This window comes from Achromobacter sp. SIMBA_011 (genome assembly GCF_046535435.1).
In the GTDB taxonomy this organism is placed as follows: Bacteria; Pseudomonadota; Gammaproteobacteria; order Burkholderiales; family Burkholderiaceae_B; genus Achromobacter; species Achromobacter dolens.
Genome location: NZ_JAWRWN010000001.1, coordinates 1,374,268 through 1,390,205, shown reverse-complemented (window position 1 = coordinate 1,390,205; position 15,938 = coordinate 1,374,268). Strand labels below are relative to the sequence as shown.

The 15,938-nt window shown below is 70.2% G+C and carries 16 protein-coding genes; 9 read left to right on the top strand and 7 right to left on the bottom strand.

The genetic code is table 11. The features are described from left to right. Window positions 1-53: 53 nt before the first annotated feature. The 3 genes from SB816_RS06405 (at window position 54) to SB816_RS06395 (ending at window position 2,509) form a co-directional block, all read left to right on the top strand. Window positions 54-782, top strand: coding sequence for a sulfite exporter TauE/SafE family protein (locus SB816_RS06405; protein WP_410546656.1), 729 nt, complete (start codon window positions 54-56; stop codon window positions 780-782). Between the two features lie 110 nt (window positions 783-892). Beyond that, window positions 893-1,762 (top strand): glycosyl transferase, encoded by an 870-nt coding sequence (locus SB816_RS06400; RefSeq protein ID WP_054500812.1) that lies wholly within the window; start codon window positions 893-895, stop codon window positions 1,760-1,762. A gap of 30 nt (window positions 1,763-1,792) precedes the next feature. Next, window positions 1,793-2,509, top strand: coding sequence for a hypothetical protein (locus SB816_RS06395; protein WP_175142639.1), 717 nt, complete (start codon window positions 1,793-1,795; stop codon window positions 2,507-2,509). Window positions 2,510-2,513: 4 nt separating this feature from the next. Here SB816_RS06395 and SB816_RS06390 read toward each other — a convergent pair whose 3' ends face one another. Then, on the bottom strand, window positions 2,514-3,668 hold the full coding sequence (locus tag SB816_RS06390) for an FAD-dependent oxidoreductase (protein ID WP_116793686.1): 1,155 nt from the start codon (window positions 3,666-3,668) through the stop codon (window positions 2,514-2,516). Between the two features lie 72 nt (window positions 3,669-3,740). Here SB816_RS06390 and SB816_RS06385 point away from each other — a divergent pair, with 72 nt between their 5' ends. Next, window positions 3,741-4,181, top strand: a complete 441-nt coding sequence (locus SB816_RS06385) for a MarR family winged helix-turn-helix transcriptional regulator (RefSeq protein ID WP_240806433.1) — start codon at window positions 3,741-3,743, stop codon at window positions 4,179-4,181. Here the strand turns inward: SB816_RS06385 and SB816_RS06380 are convergent. From SB816_RS06380 to SB816_RS06365, 4 genes are all read right to left on the bottom strand, one after another. Then, window positions 4,172-4,570, bottom strand: a complete 399-nt coding sequence (locus SB816_RS06380) for a PRC-barrel domain-containing protein (protein WP_054500808.1) — start codon at window positions 4,568-4,570, stop codon at window positions 4,172-4,174. The two genes, SB816_RS06385 and SB816_RS06380, sit on opposite strands and share 10 nt — an antisense overlap. Window positions 4,571-4,632: 62 nt before the next feature. Continuing rightward, window positions 4,633-4,938 (bottom strand): YqjD family protein, encoded by a 306-nt coding sequence (locus SB816_RS06375; RefSeq protein ID WP_054500807.1) that lies wholly within the window; start codon window positions 4,936-4,938, stop codon window positions 4,633-4,635. 92 nt (window positions 4,939-5,030) lie between these two features. Then, window positions 5,031-6,800 carry a thiamine pyrophosphate-requiring protein gene (locus SB816_RS06370; RefSeq protein ID WP_410546655.1) on the bottom strand — a complete coding sequence of 590 codons (1,770 nt, stop codon included), beginning with the start codon at window positions 6,798-6,800 and terminating at the stop codon, window positions 5,031-5,033. A gap of 209 nt (window positions 6,801-7,009) precedes the next feature. Then, window positions 7,010-7,489 (bottom strand): VOC family protein, encoded by a 480-nt coding sequence (locus SB816_RS06365; protein ID WP_054501211.1) that lies wholly within the window; start codon window positions 7,487-7,489, stop codon window positions 7,010-7,012. 295 nt (window positions 7,490-7,784) lie between these two features. Here SB816_RS06365 and SB816_RS06360 point away from each other — a divergent pair, with 295 nt between their 5' ends. Both SB816_RS06360 and SB816_RS06355 read left to right on the top strand, forming a co-directional pair. Next, entirely contained in the window at window positions 7,785-8,429 is a 645-nt protein-coding gene (locus SB816_RS06360; protein ID WP_116793689.1) for a hypothetical protein, read from the top strand. After that, the gene (locus tag SB816_RS06355) at window positions 8,422-9,531 is read left to right on the top strand and encodes a hypothetical protein (RefSeq protein WP_410546654.1); all 1,110 of its coding nucleotides are present in this window, start codon (window positions 8,422-8,424) and stop codon (window positions 9,529-9,531) included. The genes SB816_RS06360 and SB816_RS06355 overlap by 8 nt, the downstream gene beginning before the upstream one ends. A gap of 18 nt (window positions 9,532-9,549) precedes the next feature. Here SB816_RS06355 and dmeF read toward each other — a convergent pair whose 3' ends face one another. Both dmeF and SB816_RS06345 read right to left on the bottom strand, forming a co-directional pair. Then, window positions 9,550-10,593 carry a CDF family Co(II)/Ni(II) efflux transporter DmeF gene (gene dmeF, locus SB816_RS06350; RefSeq protein WP_410546653.1) on the bottom strand — a complete coding sequence of 348 codons (1,044 nt, stop codon included), beginning with the start codon at window positions 10,591-10,593 and terminating at the stop codon, window positions 9,550-9,552. A 57-nt stretch (window positions 10,594-10,650) separates the two neighbouring features. Further along, window positions 10,651-10,923, bottom strand: a complete 273-nt coding sequence (locus tag SB816_RS06345) for a metal/formaldehyde-sensitive transcriptional repressor (RefSeq protein ID WP_054415202.1) — start codon at window positions 10,921-10,923, stop codon at window positions 10,651-10,653. Window positions 10,924-11,266: 343 nt separating this feature from the next. Here SB816_RS06345 and SB816_RS06340 point away from each other — a divergent pair, with 343 nt between their 5' ends. The 3 genes from SB816_RS06340 to SB816_RS06330 are packed head-to-tail and all read left to right on the top strand — an operon-like array spanning window position 11,267 to window position 15,929. Next, the gene (locus tag SB816_RS06340) at window positions 11,267-12,457 is read left to right on the top strand and encodes an MFS transporter (RefSeq protein WP_116793691.1); all 1,191 of its coding nucleotides are present in this window, start codon (window positions 11,267-11,269) and stop codon (window positions 12,455-12,457) included. Window positions 12,458-12,474: 17 nt separating this feature from the next. Next, window positions 12,475-14,190, top strand: coding sequence for an ABC transporter ATP-binding protein (locus SB816_RS06335; RefSeq protein WP_410546711.1), 1,716 nt, complete (start codon window positions 12,475-12,477; stop codon window positions 14,188-14,190). Next, window positions 14,187-15,929, top strand: coding sequence for an ABC transporter ATP-binding protein (locus SB816_RS06330; RefSeq protein ID WP_410546652.1), 1,743 nt, complete (start codon window positions 14,187-14,189; stop codon window positions 15,927-15,929). The genes SB816_RS06335 and SB816_RS06330 overlap by 4 nt, the downstream gene beginning before the upstream one ends. The last annotated feature ends 9 nt before the right edge of the window (window positions 15,930-15,938 follow it).

Sequence of the window (15,938 nt, the reverse complement as noted above, 5' to 3'; positions counted from 1 at the left end):
GCGGCGGCGATCGGCGCTACAAGTATGCGCCCACCCCGCCCTCACCGCTTCGCATGTCCTACGACCCGCTTCTCATCACCGGCGGCGCCCTGGCCGGCGGCCTGGTCTCCGGCCTGACCGGCTTCGGCACCGGCCTGACGGCCCTGCCGATCTGGCTGCTGACGCTGCCGCCCGCGCTGGCCTCGCCGCTGGTCATCCTCTGTTCGGTGGTCTCGCAGGGACAGACCCTGCCGTCGATCTGGCACGCCATCGACCTGCGCCGGACAGCGCCCTTCGTCGCCGGCGGCCTGCTGGGCGTCCCGGTCGGCGTGGCCATCCTGCCCCACGTGCCGCCGCGGTTGTTCCAGGGCGGCCTGGGACTGCTGCTGATGACGCTGTGCACCGTGCTGCTGCTGAACGGCCACTATCGCCTGCCACGCACCAGCCGCCTCGCCGACGGCCTGGTGGGCCTGGGCGGCGGCCTGCTGGGCGGCATCGCCGGGCTGTCCGGCCCGCTGCCGACCCTGTGGGCCGGGTTGCAGGGCTGGGGCAAGGACGAGCGGCGCGCGGTGTTCCAGTCCTTCAACCTGTCGATCCTGGCGGTGGCGCTAGTGTCGCAGGCGGTATCGGGCTATCTCACCGGCGAAGTCATGTCGCTGGCCTGGCGCGCGCTGCCCGGCACGCTCGTGGGCGCCTGGCTCGGCCGGCGCCTGTACCACCGCGTCAATGTCGAGGTGTTCAACCGCATCGTGCTGCTGGTGTTGCTGATTGCCGGCATCCACATGCTGATCCAGGTGTTCTAACGCGCAAACCCGTTTTTCACGGGCAAGTCCGTCTACAATTCAGGAATAATTCAGGTCCGCCGAAGAGCGGGGCTCGGCGTGCCACGACGACCTGTGAAGACGGAGACACCATGCAAGACCCCATCAGGATCTTTGTCGGTTGCGACCCCAACGATTGCGATCTCGAGCAGATGATGGTGCTGGACTACAGTGCCCGCAAGCATGCCTCGCGCCCCGTCGAGATCACCTGGATGCGCCTGTCGCGCGACCCGGCCAGCCCCTGGTACTGCGATCCGGAGCGTGGCCGCGGCTGGCGCACCGAAAAATGGTCGACGCCATTCTCGGCTTTCCGCTGGGCCGTCCCCGCCGCGGCCGGCTTCCAGGGCCGCGCCTTGTACATGGACGCCGATATGCTGGTGCTGTGCGACCTGGCCGAGATCTGGGACCTGCCGCTGGACGGCGAAGCCATCGTCGCGGGCCGTCGCGACGGCGACGGCTGGCGCTCATGCGTGGCGCTGTGGGACTGCGCCCGTGCGCGCGCCCATCTGCCCACGCTCGAGGTCCTGCGCGCCAAGCGCCACGCCAATCGCGAGATGAAGCATTACTTCGCCGACCGGCCGCACCTGGTCCAGCACCTGGACGCCCGCTACAACAGCATCGATGGCGAAAACCTGGCGCGCGACGAGATCGGCATCCTCCACTATTCCGACATGGGCACGCAGTTCTCGCACCGCTACGCGATGCCGCGCCTGCGCGCAGAGGGCCGCCAGCACTGGTTCGACGGCGAAGTGGTGACGCACGCCCGTGCCGACCTGGCCGAGCTGTTCGATCGCTACTACCAGGAAGCGCTGGCCGCCGGCCATTCGCCCGACGACTACCGCAACGACGCGCCGTTCGGCAACGTGGTCAAGGCCTCGCAGAAGGACTACACCGGCAACCGGCCGCGTCCGGCGCGCCGCTCGTGGGTGCAGCGGCTGTGGGCCAGCGCGCTGGGCAGTTGAAGCCGGGCGGGTTTGAGCTCTAATAGGGCCATGCCCACCGCCCCCCTCGTTTCGTATTTCTGGAGCGGCGACGCGCTGCGCAGCCGCAGCGTCGGCGCCGCCGTGCGCACCGCCACGCTCGCCCTGCCCGCGCCGCCGGCGCGCCTGGTCGCCGACTGGGCGCGGGAAATCGACACCCGGCTCGAACTCGAACCCGGCGACGTCGAGCAGATGCCGCTGGCGCGCACCATGGCCCGCTGGCCCGAATACGGCGCCTGCGTGCGGGCCATGCGCGACTGGAGCGCCGCGCTCGGGCTGGGCGACCTGCTGGCCGACTGCGACATCGCGCTGATGGCCTGCCGCGGCGCCCGCTACCATCACGACGGCAATCAATACGGCGGCGCGGCCTTCTGCAATCTTTTCCTGAGCGAAGACAAGGAACTGGACCTGTTTTTTGCGCAGACCGGCCAGCGCATCGCGCTGACCCGCGGCACCGCCGTGCTGTTCGACACCTGCCAGCCGCATGGCGTGGTGCCGCGCGGCGCTCGCGCGTTCCGCGAAAACGACTTCGCGCCGCGACCAGACCTGTCGCAACTATTCCTGACCTGGGAATTGCCCATCGAGGACCCGCGCGTGGCCGCCGCGCTGGACATCCGTTTTGACACAGACCCGGCTGGCGCAGCCGGGCTCGCTGGGGAGCAGGTGCGGCGCGGCGGCGCGCGCCTGGCCGTGCGGCCCGGCAGCGGCGATTGGGAAGCCGCCGCCTGACGGATCATGGACCGGGCCGGGCGTCATCGTGATGCGCCTCGTGCCCGTGCCACGGGGCCTGCGCCTGCGGGTTGTCGAACAGCTCGTCGAGCGACTCGATGCATTGCGTCGCCACAGCCGCCGCGCGGTCCAGCATCGCGGCCTCGCTGCGGCGCTGCGCGGCGCGCCAATCGTCGCCACTGACCAGCGCCTCGGCCAGCTCCGCCGCATCCAGCATCGCCAGGTTCACGCCGACCCCTAAAGGCGGCATCACATGCGCGGCGTCGCCCACCGCGGTCAACCCCGTCCGATGGGGCCAGCGCGTGCCCGCGGGCAACGACACGATGGGCCGCACCGCCGCGATCCGGTCCGCCTCGGCAATCAGCGCCAACAATGACGGCGACCAGCCGGCAAAGCGCGCCAGCAGCGCGTCCTTGCCGATGCCCGCCAGGGCCGGGTCCGGACGGCTGCCCGCCTGCGGCCCGGTGCGCAAGGCCGCGTAGACGCGCACGGTCGCGTTGCCGTTGCGCTGCGCCACGATGCCGTTGCCGCGATGCCGGGAGAACATCGTGCCGTGCCCGACCCGGGCGGCCGCCTCGGGATGGCGGCGGTCCACATCGTGCAGCCACAACTCGACGAAAGTGACGCCGCAGTACACCGGCTGCGCCGGCGTCAGCGCCGCGCGCACCCGCGACCAGGCCCCATCGGCGCCGATCACCAGGTCATAGGGTCCCATCTCGCCGCCGGCGCAGCGCAAGCCATGGCGCCCGTCGGCGCGAGGGATGACGTCCTCTAGCCGCCGCCCCCAACGCACGGTGCCGGCGTCCAGCGGCCGCAGCAGCAACTGGCGCAGCGCCAGGCGGTCGATCTCAGGCCGCTCTCCCATCCCCGCGGCTGGAATCTCCTCGCGCAGGACCGCGCCAGTGGCGTGATGCACCAGCCGTGTTTCCTGGTCCTCGTGGCGCGCCACCGCCATGAACGCGTCCAGCAGGCCCGCCTGCGCCAGGGCCCGCTGCCCCTGCCCCGGATGCAGATCGAGCGATCCGCCCTGGTCGCGCGCGTCGATCGCGGCGTCGGCCTCGAACACATCGGCGCGCCAGCCATGGCGTTGCAGGATATTGGCGAGGGTGAGGCCGGCCGGGCCGGCGCCGATGATCGCGATAGTGGGGACTTGCGGCATGACGGCCTTTCCCTTAATTTAATAGGCACCTATGCATAGTACATAGGTGCCTATTAATTTAAAAGAGGACGTATGGCCACTCCCCCCGACTGGCAGCCAGGACGGATGCCCACGCTGTTGATCCACCGCTATGCGCGGTTGATGGCGCGGCGGGTGGACGAGGAACTCAAGCCCATCGGCATCACCGCCTCGCAACTGCCGGTCCTGGTGGCCCTGAAGGACGGCGCGCGGCTGACGCAGAAAGAACTGGCGCAAGCCTGCGACGTGGAGCAACCCAGCATGGCGCAGTTGCTGACGCGCATGGAACGCGATGGACTGGTGCAACGCGAACCTTCGCCGACCGATGGCCGCAGCAGCCTGCTGTCACTGACCGCCGCCGCCCGGCGCAAGCTGGAGCCGGGGCGCGCCATCCTGCGCCGGATCGACGAGCGGGCCTGCGCCGTGCTGACGCCGGCCGAGCGCGAAGCGCTGGCCGGCATGATGCTGCGGCTCCTGGAAGACGCCTACCAGTAGATGTCCTGGTTGTAGTACTTGTGCAGGTCACGCGCCCAGGTCTCGTCGGCCATGCTGGGCCAGTTGTCCTTGTCGAACCCCGGCGCGTTCTTGAGCGTCTCCTTGTCGACGTTGAGCACGAAGCACTTGCGGTCGGTGTCCAGCGTCAACGCGTTCCAGGGAATGGCGAACAGTTTTTCGCCCATTCCCAGCACGCCGCCGCGCGCCAGCACCGCATAAGCCACCCGGCCGCGCGGCACGTCGATCATGATGGCCTTCACGTCCCCCAGGCTCTCGCCGGCCGCGTTGTAGACGTCGTTGCCTTCCAGGGTATTGGCGGCCATGACTTCCGGTCCAGGGCCCAGCGCCTTGGTTTTCGGCCCGCCGACGATATTCGATTGATGTTCCATGGTGTCGCTCCCGCGCGGTTTCCCGCGGCATGTCGTGAAATGAATCGATAAAAAAGGATCGCTCAGCGACGGCGCGATTCCGCCATCAGGCAGGCGCCGGCCAGCGCGCCCACCAGCACGGCGCCGGCGATGGTCTTCCAGGCGTTTTCATGCACATAGCCATCGGTGGCGGCCGATACCTCGCGGGCCCGCCGCCAGGCATGCCGGCCCCGCTCGCGGGCCTCGGCGCGCGCGGCGTCGAGCTGGTGCTTGAGCCGATCACGCGCCGCTTCGATCTCCGCGCCGCCGTAGCTGGCGGTGCTGCGCAGCAGATTCTCGGTTCCCGATACCAGTTCACGCAGCGTGTTGCTGCCATTTTGTGTAGCCATGACCTCTCCTTGAAAAAATGACTGCCGGACGTCGGCCGGTTCAGGCGGCGGCCGCGCCCCTCTAAACCGTTAGCAAGTCGCGTGCCGCGCGCTCAGCCAGCCCACCATTGCTTGAGCGTGGCGCGCAGCGCCGCGGCGCCGGCGCCATCGCTTTCCTTGCCCAGCGCGGCCAGGTAGGCGCGCGCCTGCTTGAGCGACACGTGGGGCGGCAGCGGCGGTATCTCCGGATCGGTCACCACTTCCAGCACGACCGGCCGCCCCGCCGCCAGGGCCTGGTCCCAGGCCGGTCTGACCTGATCCGGCGCGGTCACGCGAATGCCTTCCAGGCCAAGCAGGCGGCCATAGTCGGCATAGGAGAACTGCGGCAGCCACTGCGAATCGGCAAAGCGCGGATCTCCGCCCATGACACGCTGCTCCCACGTCACCAGATTGAGATCGCCGTTGTTGAGCACCATCACCACCAGCGTTGGATTGCTCCATTCACGCCAGCGGTGGGCGATGGTGATGAGCTCGTTGATGCCCAGCATCTGCATCGCGCCGTCGCCCACCAGCGCGATCACCGGACGGCTGGGATAGGCCAGCTTGGCCGCCACGGCGTATGGCACGCCGCAGCCCATGCTCGCCAGGCCTCCCGATACCGAGCCCATCATGCCTTCGCGCAACTGCACGTCGCGCGCGTACCAATTGGCCGCCGAGCCGGAATCGCAGGTGACAATGCAGTCCGTTGGCAGACGCTCGGACAGTTCCAGGAAAGGCAACTGCGGGTTGACCGGATTGGCCGCGACCGCCGCGCGCGCGTGCACCTTTTCGCGCCACCGTTCCACCCGCTTTTCGATGTGGCCGCGCCATTGGTCGGCGGCCTTGGGCCGCAGCAGGGGCAGCAGCGCTTCCAGCGTCAGCCGGGCGTCGCCGACCAGCCCGACCTCGGCGGGATAGCGCAGGCTCAACTGGCGCCCGTCCAGGTCGATCTGCACGCAACGCGCCTGCCCTTCGCGCGGCAGGAATTCGGCGTAGGGAAACGAGGTGCCCACCATCAGCAGGGTGTCGCATTCGTTCATCATTTCCCAACTGGGCTGGGTGCCCAGCAGGCCAATGGCGCCGGTAACGTATGGCAATGCATCCGGCAGCACCGCCTTGCCCAGCAGCGCCTTGGCCACGCCCGCGCCCAGGCGCTCGGCCACCGCCCGGACTTCGTTGCCTGCCGCCAGCGCGCCCGCGCCCACCAGCATCGCCACCCGCTCGCCGCGATTGAGGATGTCCGCCGCGTTCTCGAGCGCGGCAGCCGGGGGCACGGACGCGTGCGAGGTGACGCCGATGCCGGTGTGCACCGTGCCGTGCTCGCGCGGCGGCGCGGGCACGGCTTCGAGATCCTGCACGTCGTTCGGAAAGATCAGGCAGGTGACGCTGCGCCGTTCCATGGCGATGCGCATGGCGCGATCGACCATGTGCCGCGCCTGCAGCGGCGAGGTCACCATGTGCACGAAATCGTGCGCCACGTCCTTGAACAGATTGGCGAGGTCCACCTCCTGCTGGTAGTCGCCGCCCAGCGCGCTGCGAGCCTGCTGGCCCACGATCGCCACCACCGGCTGATGGTCCATCTTGGCGTCGTACAGGCCGTTGAGCAGGTGGATCGCTCCGGGTCCGGAGGTGGCCATGCAGACCCCGACCTGCCCGGTGAACTTGGCGTGGGCGCACGCCATGAAGGCCGCGGCTTCCTCGTGCCGGGCCTGCACGAATTGCAGCGCCTGGTTGCGGCCGAAGGCGCCGATCAGTCCATTGATGCCGTCCCCTGGATAGCCATAGATGCGTTGCACGCCCCACTGGCCGAGGCGGTCCAGCACGAAGTCGGATACGGTTTGCACGGGGGTTCTCCTTGCGATTGCGATGATGCAATCACCCGCCTGCGCAATTGCCGTTCCCTCCGCCCAGCCCCCGGCGCGGTGGCGGCGGACACGCCTCCCATGGCATCCCTTACAAGGACCGGTAATTAACGGCCCCCCGCGCAGGGCCCGACCAACGCCTCGTTCGGGCTGCCGGCGGATTGAGCGTCACCGGGAGGTTGGCGCGGCCTTCAACCCCGCACCGCCGACTCGATGCCGGCGACGTCGATCTTGCCCATCTGCATCATGGCCTCGAAGGCACGCCTGGCGGCGGCGCGGTCCGGCGACACCAGCGCCTCGGTCAGCACCCGCGGGGTGATCTGCCAGGACAAGCCCCAGCGGTCCTGGCACCAGCCGCACACGTTTTCCTGGCCGCCATTGCCGACGATCGCGTTCCACAGGCGATCGGTCTCCGCCTGGTCGTCGGTGGCGACCTGGAACGAGAAAGCCTGGTTGTGCAGGATGCCGGGGCCGCCATTCAAGCCGAGACAGGGAATGCCGGCCACCGTGAACTCCACCGTCAGGACATCGCCCTCGCGCCCGGACGGATAGTCGGCGGGCGCATGCATCACGCGGCCCACGGCGCTGTCGGGAAATGTCTGCGCGTAGAACCGGGCCGCGTCCAGCGCGTCACGGTCGTACCAGAGGCAAATCGTATTCTTGCTGATCATCATCGGTCTCCTGCGATGAGAAGCGACACACGAAACGAAACGCGCGCGAAACGAAACACGCGCCGCGCGAACCCGCGCGCAACGCGCGAGCTCGACACGCGCCGGCGAAGTCCGCGCGCCGCGCGCTGAAGAATGCTGCCCGGTCGAGCATAACGCCGGCCCTGGCGCGCAGACGTTACGAAGCGTTGGCAATCGCGCCGTGCCCCGCCACGGCGATCCGCCCACCGAGGTGACAGACCGTCGCCGCTCTGCGCATAATCCCGGGCATTCCGTCCTTCCGCAGGAGCCCACCGGCATGTCCTCCCCTACGCTGGCTTCGGCGCGTCTTGCCGTCCTTCGCATGCGCTACGCGCTTTGCTGCGCCGCCGCACTCTTGTGGCTGGCCTGCGCGGCCCCCGCCCAGGCCTTCGACCGACAGGCCCAGACGCAGCGCTACCAGCAATGGCTGGCCGATTTCGAGCGCGACCTGCTCCGGCTGGCCGCCGTGCCCACCCCCACCGACGCCGACGTCGAGCGCATTTTCGCCGACACCGTGGTGCCGTCATCGCGCGCGGTGGCCCTCGTGCGCCAATTGGCCGCGCAGCCGGCCGGCACGGTGTCGGGAGAGATTGCCTACCAGGGCCGGACTCGCCTGCTGCTTGGCCTGTTGCGGCAATCGGTGGTGGCGGGCGACGGCGGCCCCTACACCGACACGCCGCCGGGCAAGGCACCCCTACAGTTGCGCGCCTGGTATCTGCATATCGACGGCGGCGGCCGGCTGGAGCCCCATTTCAACGACCCCGACGCCTATAAGCCCTATCGCCTGCCGCCCGACGGCAAGCTCGAGCGCGACGCCTATCCCTTCCTGGTGTTCGACGACGGGCCACGCCTGCGACTGGGCGCCATGACGCGGGAATACTGGGACGTGGTGCGCTTTCTGGACGGGCTGCAACATGGCTGACGCGACGATGTCCCGCCGCTGGCCGCGCCGTCTCGGCGCCGCGCTGCTGGCCGCGGCGCCGACGCTGGGCTGGGCCGCCTGCGCGCCCATCGACACGCCGTTCGGCGCCGAGCCGGCGGGCGCCGCGCTGCGCCCCCAGCCGCTGGCGCTGGCGCTGGACGGCCCGCGCGTGCTGCTGGGCCTGCATGGCGAACGCGTGCAAGCCGACACCCGGCTGATCACCGTGGCCGAGGACGGCGATCTCACGCCGCGCCTCTGGCCCGACGCGGTGGACTGGAGCGTCTACGCCAGTCGCGCCGGCGAGCCCGGCGCGACCGTGTTGCAGCGCGATGCCGACGGCCGGCTGTGCCGCATCGACCGCTACCGGCAGGTGCGCGGACGCCAGGTCGAGGATGGCGGCTACCGGCTCGCCTACGATGCCCAGGGCCGGCTGGCGGCCTACGCCGAATTCACGTCGGCGCGCAGTGGCAAGAGCGCGCTGCAGCAGGCTTGCGTCGCCCGCGACGGCCAGGGCCGCGTCACGGCCGTGTTCCTGGACGATTGCGGCGGCACGCCATCGCGGCCGGTGTACTACGTGCGCGACGATGCCGGCGCCCTGCTGCGCATCATCGACCTGCGCGCCGGGCCGCTCGGCGCGCGGGTGCGGCGCTTGAACGCCGATGGCACGACGCGCGCGGTCTACCGGTCGCGTCCCGATCCCGACCGGGACGGCGCGATGATCGCCTATGCCCTGCCGGCCAATCCGCAGGACCGGATCCTGCCGGTGGCGCCCGGCGCCTCGCCGATCGTCATCACCGAGATCCCCGACGAGCCCTGGCGCGTGGTGCGCGTGCCGGCCGACACCGTCGAGGGCGACGGCCTGCCGTCGTGGGATCCGAAGGTGCAGACGGTGCTGCTCAAGGGCGTCAGCAATGCCCAGGGCCGTGTGGTGCTGGCGTCCGCGCAGATCGCGCCGTTCCACCGGGCCTTGCGCGAGACGCCGGGCCGGGTGTTCCTGTATGTGCACGACATGACCCGCTTACTGCCCGTCACGGCGCTGGATGCCAAGGCCTGGGGCCGCTGCGTCGACCCGGCCCGGGGTGACGCCGGCGCCTGCGACTGAGCCCGCGGGCCGTCTCGTTCAGGGGCTGGCCTGTGTCTCGACCGTCAGATGCGACAGGCCGGCGATATGCGCCAGCTTGGCCTTGTAGAAGGCGCTGTCGCGCGGATGGCGCGTAACCAGCGACACGATCGCGGCATAGTGGCCCGGACCGACCTGCCACACATGCAGGTCGGCGATCTCGCCGTCGCCGGCATCCAGGGCCTGTTCGATGTCGCGCCGCATTTTTCCGCTCTGCGGCGCGGCGTCGAGCAGCACTGTGCCCGAGTCGCGGATCAAACCCCACGACCAGCGCGCGATGACCAGCGCGCCGACCACCCCCATCGCCGGATCGGCCCATAGCCAGCCGTAGCTGCGGCCCAGCAGCAAGGCCGCGATGGCGAGCACCGAGGTCAAGGCATCGGCCAGCACGTGGACGTAGGCGGAGCGCAGGTTGTTGTCACGGACCCGCGCGGGATGGCCATGACCGGCGGCTGGCGCGCGGCCGTGGTCGTGGTCGTGGTCGTGGTCGTGGTCGTGGTCGTGGTCGTGCCCATGATGGCCGCGATCATGGGCGCCATGGACATGACGCCCATGATCATGGTCAGGCCTATGGCCGCCATGGCCGTGCGCATGACCATGGTCATCCTTCAGCAGCCAGGCCGATACCAGGTTGACCAGCAGCCCGGCGACCGCGATGGCGATGGCCTCGTCGAAACGGATGGGCACCGGATCGACCAGCCGCGCCAGGCTGTCCCAGCCGATGATCAGGGCGATCAGCGCCAGCACGATGGCGCTGGCGAAACCCGCCAGCTCGCCCAGCTTGCCGGTGCCGAAGGTGAAGCGCGGATTGCGGGCCTGGCGGCGCGCATAGCCGTAGGCCAGCGCGGTGATCAGCATGGCGCCGGCATGGGTCGACATGTGCCAGCCATCGGCCACCAGGGCCATCGACCCGTAGAGATTGCCGGCGATGATTTCGACGACCATCATGCTGGCGGTCAGGGCGATGACCCACCATACCTGGCGCTCGTTGCGCCGATGGTCCTGGCCGAGGAAGACATGATCGTGGGACGGGGAATGATTCATGGGGTTGCTCCTGCTGCCCGCCAGGCCCGTGACCGACGGCCCGGCGCCGGCGGGCGGTTATTTCATATAGGCCCGGATGACATCCATCATTTCCCGCGCCGCCTGGACCCGCTCGGATTCGGACGGCGCGTGCACCACGTGCTCGTCCAGATGGCCCTGCATCACCTCGGCAGTCAAGCCGCTGAGCGCGCCGCGCGCGGAAGCCAATTGGCGCAATACCTCGCCGCAGGGCGTCTCGGCCTCCAGAGCGCGCTCCAGGCCATCGAGCTGGCCGCGGATGCGGCGCACGCGGGCGATGAGTTTTTCTTTCTGGCGGATGGTGTGGGCCATGGCGGATGAATGCCGGAATATAGTCTAGGGGACTATATTATAGATACCACGACGCAAAAGGAATGCCCCTGCCACCGCCCCCGAAAAGCGGACGAAGGCAAGCAGTCCGGGCCCGAACGCCCAAGGATGCCCCGGCGCCGCGTGGCGAAACGGCCGGCAATGACACGGTGCGTCTATCCGATTCAGGCTGAAATGACCCGATTCGGGTAGAAATAACAATAACAATCATTATCATCAATGAATTCGCGGCGCGTTCCCTCCCGGGCTTGCCGCCTTCGCCCCGCGCCGCCCCCGAGCGGCACGCCCGGCATCCGCCTGCTCATTCCTCCGGAGAATCTTCCCCGTGCCATCGCGCCGCGCCTGGGCCTTGCTGGCCAGCCTCTACAGCACCCAGTTCCTGGGGCTGATGTTCTTCGTCATCGCCATGGTGGCCATCCTGCGCGACGGCGGGGCCAGCCTGGACACCCTCGGCCTGGTCTACCTGATAGGCATGGCCTGGCCGCTGAAGGCACTGTACGCCCCCTGGATCGACCGCCACGCCACCGGCCTGCGCGGCCACTACCGAGGCTGGCTGCTGGTGACCCAGGCAGGGCTGGTGCTGTGCCTGGCGCTGATCGGCATGCTTGACCTGCGGACCGACTTCACGGCGGTCTACCTGTTGTGCTGGGCCACCGCCTTGTTCTCGGGCGCCCAGGACGTGGCGCTCGACGGCCTGGCCTGCCGGCTGCTGACCCGCCCGGCCGATCGCGGCTTCGGCAACGGCCTACAGATCGCCGGCGGCCTGATTGGCAACCTGGTCGGCGGCGGCATGATGCTGATGCTGTATCCACGGCTGGGCTGGCGCGGCTGCTGCCTGTTGCTGGCCGCGCTCACGGCGGTGTCGTGGATCCAGCTTCTGGGTTACCGCGAACCGCAATGGCCCCGCAGCGCCGGCCCCGCCAGCCATGCGCGCCTGCTGGCCTTCTGGCGCGGCCCGCAACGCAAGCGCTGGTTGCTGTTGCTGGTGCTCTATCCGGCCTCCGCGTCGCTGGGGTATGCCGTCATCATGCCCTCGCTGATCGACACCGGCTGGTCGCTCGCCGACATCGGGCTGGTCCTCAACGTAGTCGGCGCCAGCGCCGGCCTGCTCGTGGCGCTGGCCTACGGCCGCCTGCTCAAGCGCTGGTCGCGGCGCGGCGCCACCCTGTCGGCGGCGCTGTTGCAGGTCGCGGGCATCGCCGGGCTGGCGTTGCCCGCCATGGCCTGGGGGTCGCATGCCACGGCGGGCGTGGCGGTGGTGCTGTACTACATGCTGTACACCCCGGCCGCCACGGTGCTGTGCACGCTGATCATGGATCAGGCGTCGCCGCAAAGCCCCGCCACCGACTACACCCTGCAGATGAGCGTGAGCCATTTCTTCGCGATGCTGCTGACCTCGGCCGGCACCCTGATGGCCGGCCGCATCGGCTACGGCGGGGTGGTCGGCGCGGCGGTCGCGCTGGCGGTGCTCGGCCTGCTCGCCGCCATGCGCTGGATTCCCCGGGAGGCGGCATGAACAAGCCCTGGGAAATCATGCGGCCGGTGCGCGGCCGGATCCGCCTGGCCATGGGCCTGGCGGTGGCCGGCGTGCTGTGCAGCCTGGCGAGCCTGGGCTGCCTGGCCCTGGCCATGCGCGACCTGCTGCGGGCCTCGGCCGCCTACCCCTGGCCCGCGTTCCTGGGCGCACTGGCCTGCACCCTGCTGGCCTGCTTCCTGCGGCTGCAGGCCTTCAACCAGTCGCACTATGCCGCCTTCCGCCTGGAAGTGATCCTGCGCAACGACCTGGTCCGGCACCTTGCACGGCTGTCATTCGGCGAATTGCAGGCGCTGGGCAGCGGTCCGCTGGCCAAGGTGGTGCAGAACGACGTGCAGGCGCTGCACGTGTTCGTGGCCGACAGCACGCCGCTGTTCGCCCGCGCCTACGCCATGCCGGTGTTCAGCGCGGCGCTGCTGTTCGCGCTGGACTGGCGCATGGCGCTGGCCGCCGTGGGCGTGCTGGCGGTGGGCGCCGGCGGGCTGTCGCTGGCGATGCGCGGGCGCGAAACCATGACGCGGCGCTACCACCAGGCGCGCGAACAGGTCAGCGCGGCGGTCATCGAATACGTGCAGGCGATGCCGGTGGTGCGCACCTTCGATACCGGCCAGACCACCTTCGGCCGCTACCATCGCGCCCTGGAGCGCTACCTGGTCGTGCTGACCGATTGGTACCGCGGCGCCAGCTTCAGCTCGCGCTTCGCGATCGCCGTGCTGGGCCCGCTGCCGACGCTGGCGGCGCTGCTGTGGCTGGGCGCCTGGTGGACGGCGCAGGGCCAGCTCGATTTTCCCGTCTGGCTGGCCTTGCTGCTGTTTGGCATGGGCATGGCCGAGGCCATGTTCCCGATGATGTCGCTGGCGCACATGATCGACCAGGCCAAGCTGAGCGTGGCGCGCATCCAGCAGGTGCTGGCGATCACGCCGCTGCCGCCGGCGCGCGCGCCGGAGCGTCGTCCTGCCGACGCCAGCGTGCGCTTCGAGGATGTGCGCTTCGGCTATGGCGGCACCCCCGCGCTGGACGGTCTGAGCTTCACCGCGCGCGCCGGCCAGTTGACGGCGCTGGTGGGTCGCTCCGGCGCCGGCAAGAGCACCGTGGCGCGGCTGATCGCGCGCTTCTGGGACATCGACGCCGGGCGCCTGCTGGTGGGCGGCGTCGACGTGCGCGACCTGGAACGCGAGACCCTGTTCGAGCACGTCGCCTTCGTGTTCCAGGACAACTTTCTGTTCTCCGGCAGCGTGGCCGAGAACATCGCCATGGGCCGTCCCGACGCCAGCCCGGCCGAGATCGAGGCCGCCGCCCGGGCCGCGCAGGCGCACGACTTCATCCTGGCGCTGCCCGACGGCTACGCCACCGTGCTGCGCGAGGGCGGCAAGGACCTGTCCGGCGGCCAGCGCCAGCGCCTGACGATCGCCCGCGCCGTGCTGATGAACCGCCCGATCCTGGTGCTGGACGAGGCCACCGCCGCCACCGATCCCGAAAACGAACGCGCGGTCGGCGCCGCGCTGGCCGCGCTGATGCGCGGCCGCACCGTGATCATGGTCGCGCACCGGCTCGCCAGCATCCGCCACGCCGACCAGATCCTGGTGCTGGACCGTGGCCGGCTGGCCGAATGCGGCACGCACGACACCCTGGTCGCGGCCGGCGGCCTCTATGCCCAGTTGTGGAACAACCATCAACGCGCCCGTCGCTGGACCCTGGGCGACCAAGCCTCATGACAACACCTCCCGCTCCCTGGCGCGACACCTATCGACGCCTTCTCCGCAGCGCCGGCAGCCAGGCCGGCCGCCTGCGCGCCAGCCTGTGCCTGCTGCTGCTCGCCGCCGTGTGCCAGGGTCTGTCGCTGGCCTGCATCGTGCCCTTGTTCGTCCATGTGACCCGCGGCGATCCCTGGCGCGCCGCGCTGGCCTGGCTGGCGGGCTTCACCCTGCTGGCGGCGGCCGCCATCGCCCTGCGCTGGCGGGCGCAGGGCTTCGATTATCGCGGCCACATGGCGCGCGCCACGCACGAACTGCGCGTGCTGCTGGGAGAACAGTTGCGGCGCATGCCGCTGGAGGCGCTGCAGGCCCACCGCACCGGCGGCATCGCCGCCAAGCTGCTGGGCGGCGTCGACGAACAGATGAACTACGCGCTGACGGTGATCAACCTGATCCTGGGCGCCATCGTCACGCCGGCCGCGGCCGCCGTGGCGCTGCTGGCCTGGGACTGGCGGCTGGGCGTGGCGCTGATGCTGGTGTTCCCCGCCATCGTGCCGCTCTACCGCTGGCGCCGGCCGGCGCTGGACCGAGGCCACGACGCCACCGGGCGCGCCAACGAGGCCCTGAACGCCGAACTGCTCGAATACATGCAAGGGCTGCCCGTGTGCCTGGCGACGGGCCGCGCCGGCGCCGCCAACGAACGCCTGCGCGCCGGCTTCGAGCAGCTCGAGCAATTGCAGCGCGAACACCACCGGCGCGGCGCCAAGCCGTCGCTGATGGTGGCCGCCATCGTCGAATCCGGCATGCTGGCGATCCTGGGCTGCGGCATGCTCTGGGTCACGCAGGGCAGCCTGGCGCCCGCGGCGCTTGGCGCGGTGCTGGTCCTGGTGGCGCGCTTTGCCGAACCGCTGGCGACCTTTGTGAACTTCACCACGGTCCTGGCGCTGATCGAAGCCGCGCTGGCCCGCATCGAGGAGCTGCGCGCGGTGGCGCCGCTGCCGCAATGGCCCTCGCAGGGCGGCCCGGCCGGGCCGGCGGACATCCGCATCGAAGGCCTGGAGTTCCGCTACGCCGGCGGCACTGCCCCGGCGCTGCGCGACATCGACCTGGACCTGCCGGCGCGCGGCCTGACCGCACTGGTGGGGCCGTCCGGTTCCGGCAAGACCACGCTGACGCGCCTGCTGATGCGCCACGCCGACCCGCAGCGCGGCGCGATCCGGATCGGCGGCGTGGACATCCGCGGCCTGCCGCCCGCGGACCTGAACCGCCTGATCTCGACCGTGTTCCAGGACGTGCACCTGTTCGACGACAGCGTGATCGGCAACATCGGCATGGCGCGGCCCGAGGCCGGCGAGGCCGAGGTGCGGGCGGCGGCGCGCGCCGCCCATTGCCTGGACTTCATCGAGCGCCTGCCGCAAGGCTGGCAGACCCGCCTGGGCGAGGCGGGCGGCAAGCTGTCGGGCGGGGAACGCCAGCGCCTGTCGATCGCGCGCGCCATCCTCAAGGACGCGCCGATCGTGATCCTCGACGAACCCACCGCCGCGCTCGACACCGAAAGCGAACTGGCGGTGCAGGCGGCCATCGACACCCTGGTGGCCGAGCGCAGCGTCATCGTCATCGCCCATCGCCTGTCGACCATCGTCGCGGCCGATCGCATCCTGGTGTTCGAGGACGGCCGCATCACCCAGCGGGGCACGCACGCTGAACTGCTGGCGCGGCCGGGACGCTATCGGCGGATGTGGCAGGCGCAGCAGGGGTAACCCGCGGCC

Excerpts from the sequence above, each read along its gene's own strand:
- SB816_RS06405 (WP_410546656.1), top strand. The coding sequence starts at position 54 with ATGTCCTACGACCCGCTTCTCATCACCGGCGGCGCCCTGGCCGGCGGC.
- SB816_RS06400 (WP_054500812.1), top strand. The coding sequence starts at position 893 with ATGCAAGACCCCATCAGGATCTTTGTCGGTTGCGACCCCAACGATTGC.
- SB816_RS06395 (WP_175142639.1), top strand. The coding sequence starts at position 1,793 with ATGCCCACCGCCCCCCTCGTTTCGTATTTCTGGAGCGGCGACGCGCTG.
- SB816_RS06390 (WP_116793686.1), bottom strand. The coding sequence starts at position 3,668 with ATGCCGCAAGTCCCCACTATCGCGATCATCGGCGCCGGCCCGGCCGGC.
- SB816_RS06385 (WP_240806433.1), top strand. The coding sequence starts at position 3,741 with ATGGCCACTCCCCCCGACTGGCAGCCAGGACGGATGCCCACGCTGTTG.
- SB816_RS06380 (WP_054500808.1), bottom strand. The coding sequence starts at position 4,570 with ATGGAACATCAATCGAATATCGTCGGCGGGCCGAAAACCAAGGCGCTG.
- SB816_RS06375 (WP_054500807.1), bottom strand. The coding sequence starts at position 4,938 with ATGGCTACACAAAATGGCAGCAACACGCTGCGTGAACTGGTATCGGGA.
- SB816_RS06365 (WP_054501211.1), bottom strand. The coding sequence starts at position 7,489 with ATGATCAGCAAGAATACGATTTGCCTCTGGTACGACCGTGACGCGCTG.
- SB816_RS06360 (WP_116793689.1), top strand. The coding sequence starts at position 7,785 with ATGTCCTCCCCTACGCTGGCTTCGGCGCGTCTTGCCGTCCTTCGCATG.
- SB816_RS06355 (WP_410546654.1), top strand. The coding sequence starts at position 8,422 with ATGGCTGACGCGACGATGTCCCGCCGCTGGCCGCGCCGTCTCGGCGCC.
- dmeF (WP_410546653.1), bottom strand. The coding sequence starts at position 10,593 with ATGAATCATTCCCCGTCCCACGATCATGTCTTCCTCGGCCAGGACCAT.
- SB816_RS06345 (WP_054415202.1), bottom strand. The coding sequence starts at position 10,923 with ATGGCCCACACCATCCGCCAGAAAGAAAAACTCATCGCCCGCGTGCGC.
- SB816_RS06335 (WP_410546711.1), top strand. The coding sequence starts at position 12,475 with ATGCGGCCGGTGCGCGGCCGGATCCGCCTGGCCATGGGCCTGGCGGTG.
- SB816_RS06330 (WP_410546652.1), top strand. The coding sequence starts at position 14,187 with ATGACAACACCTCCCGCTCCCTGGCGCGACACCTATCGACGCCTTCTC.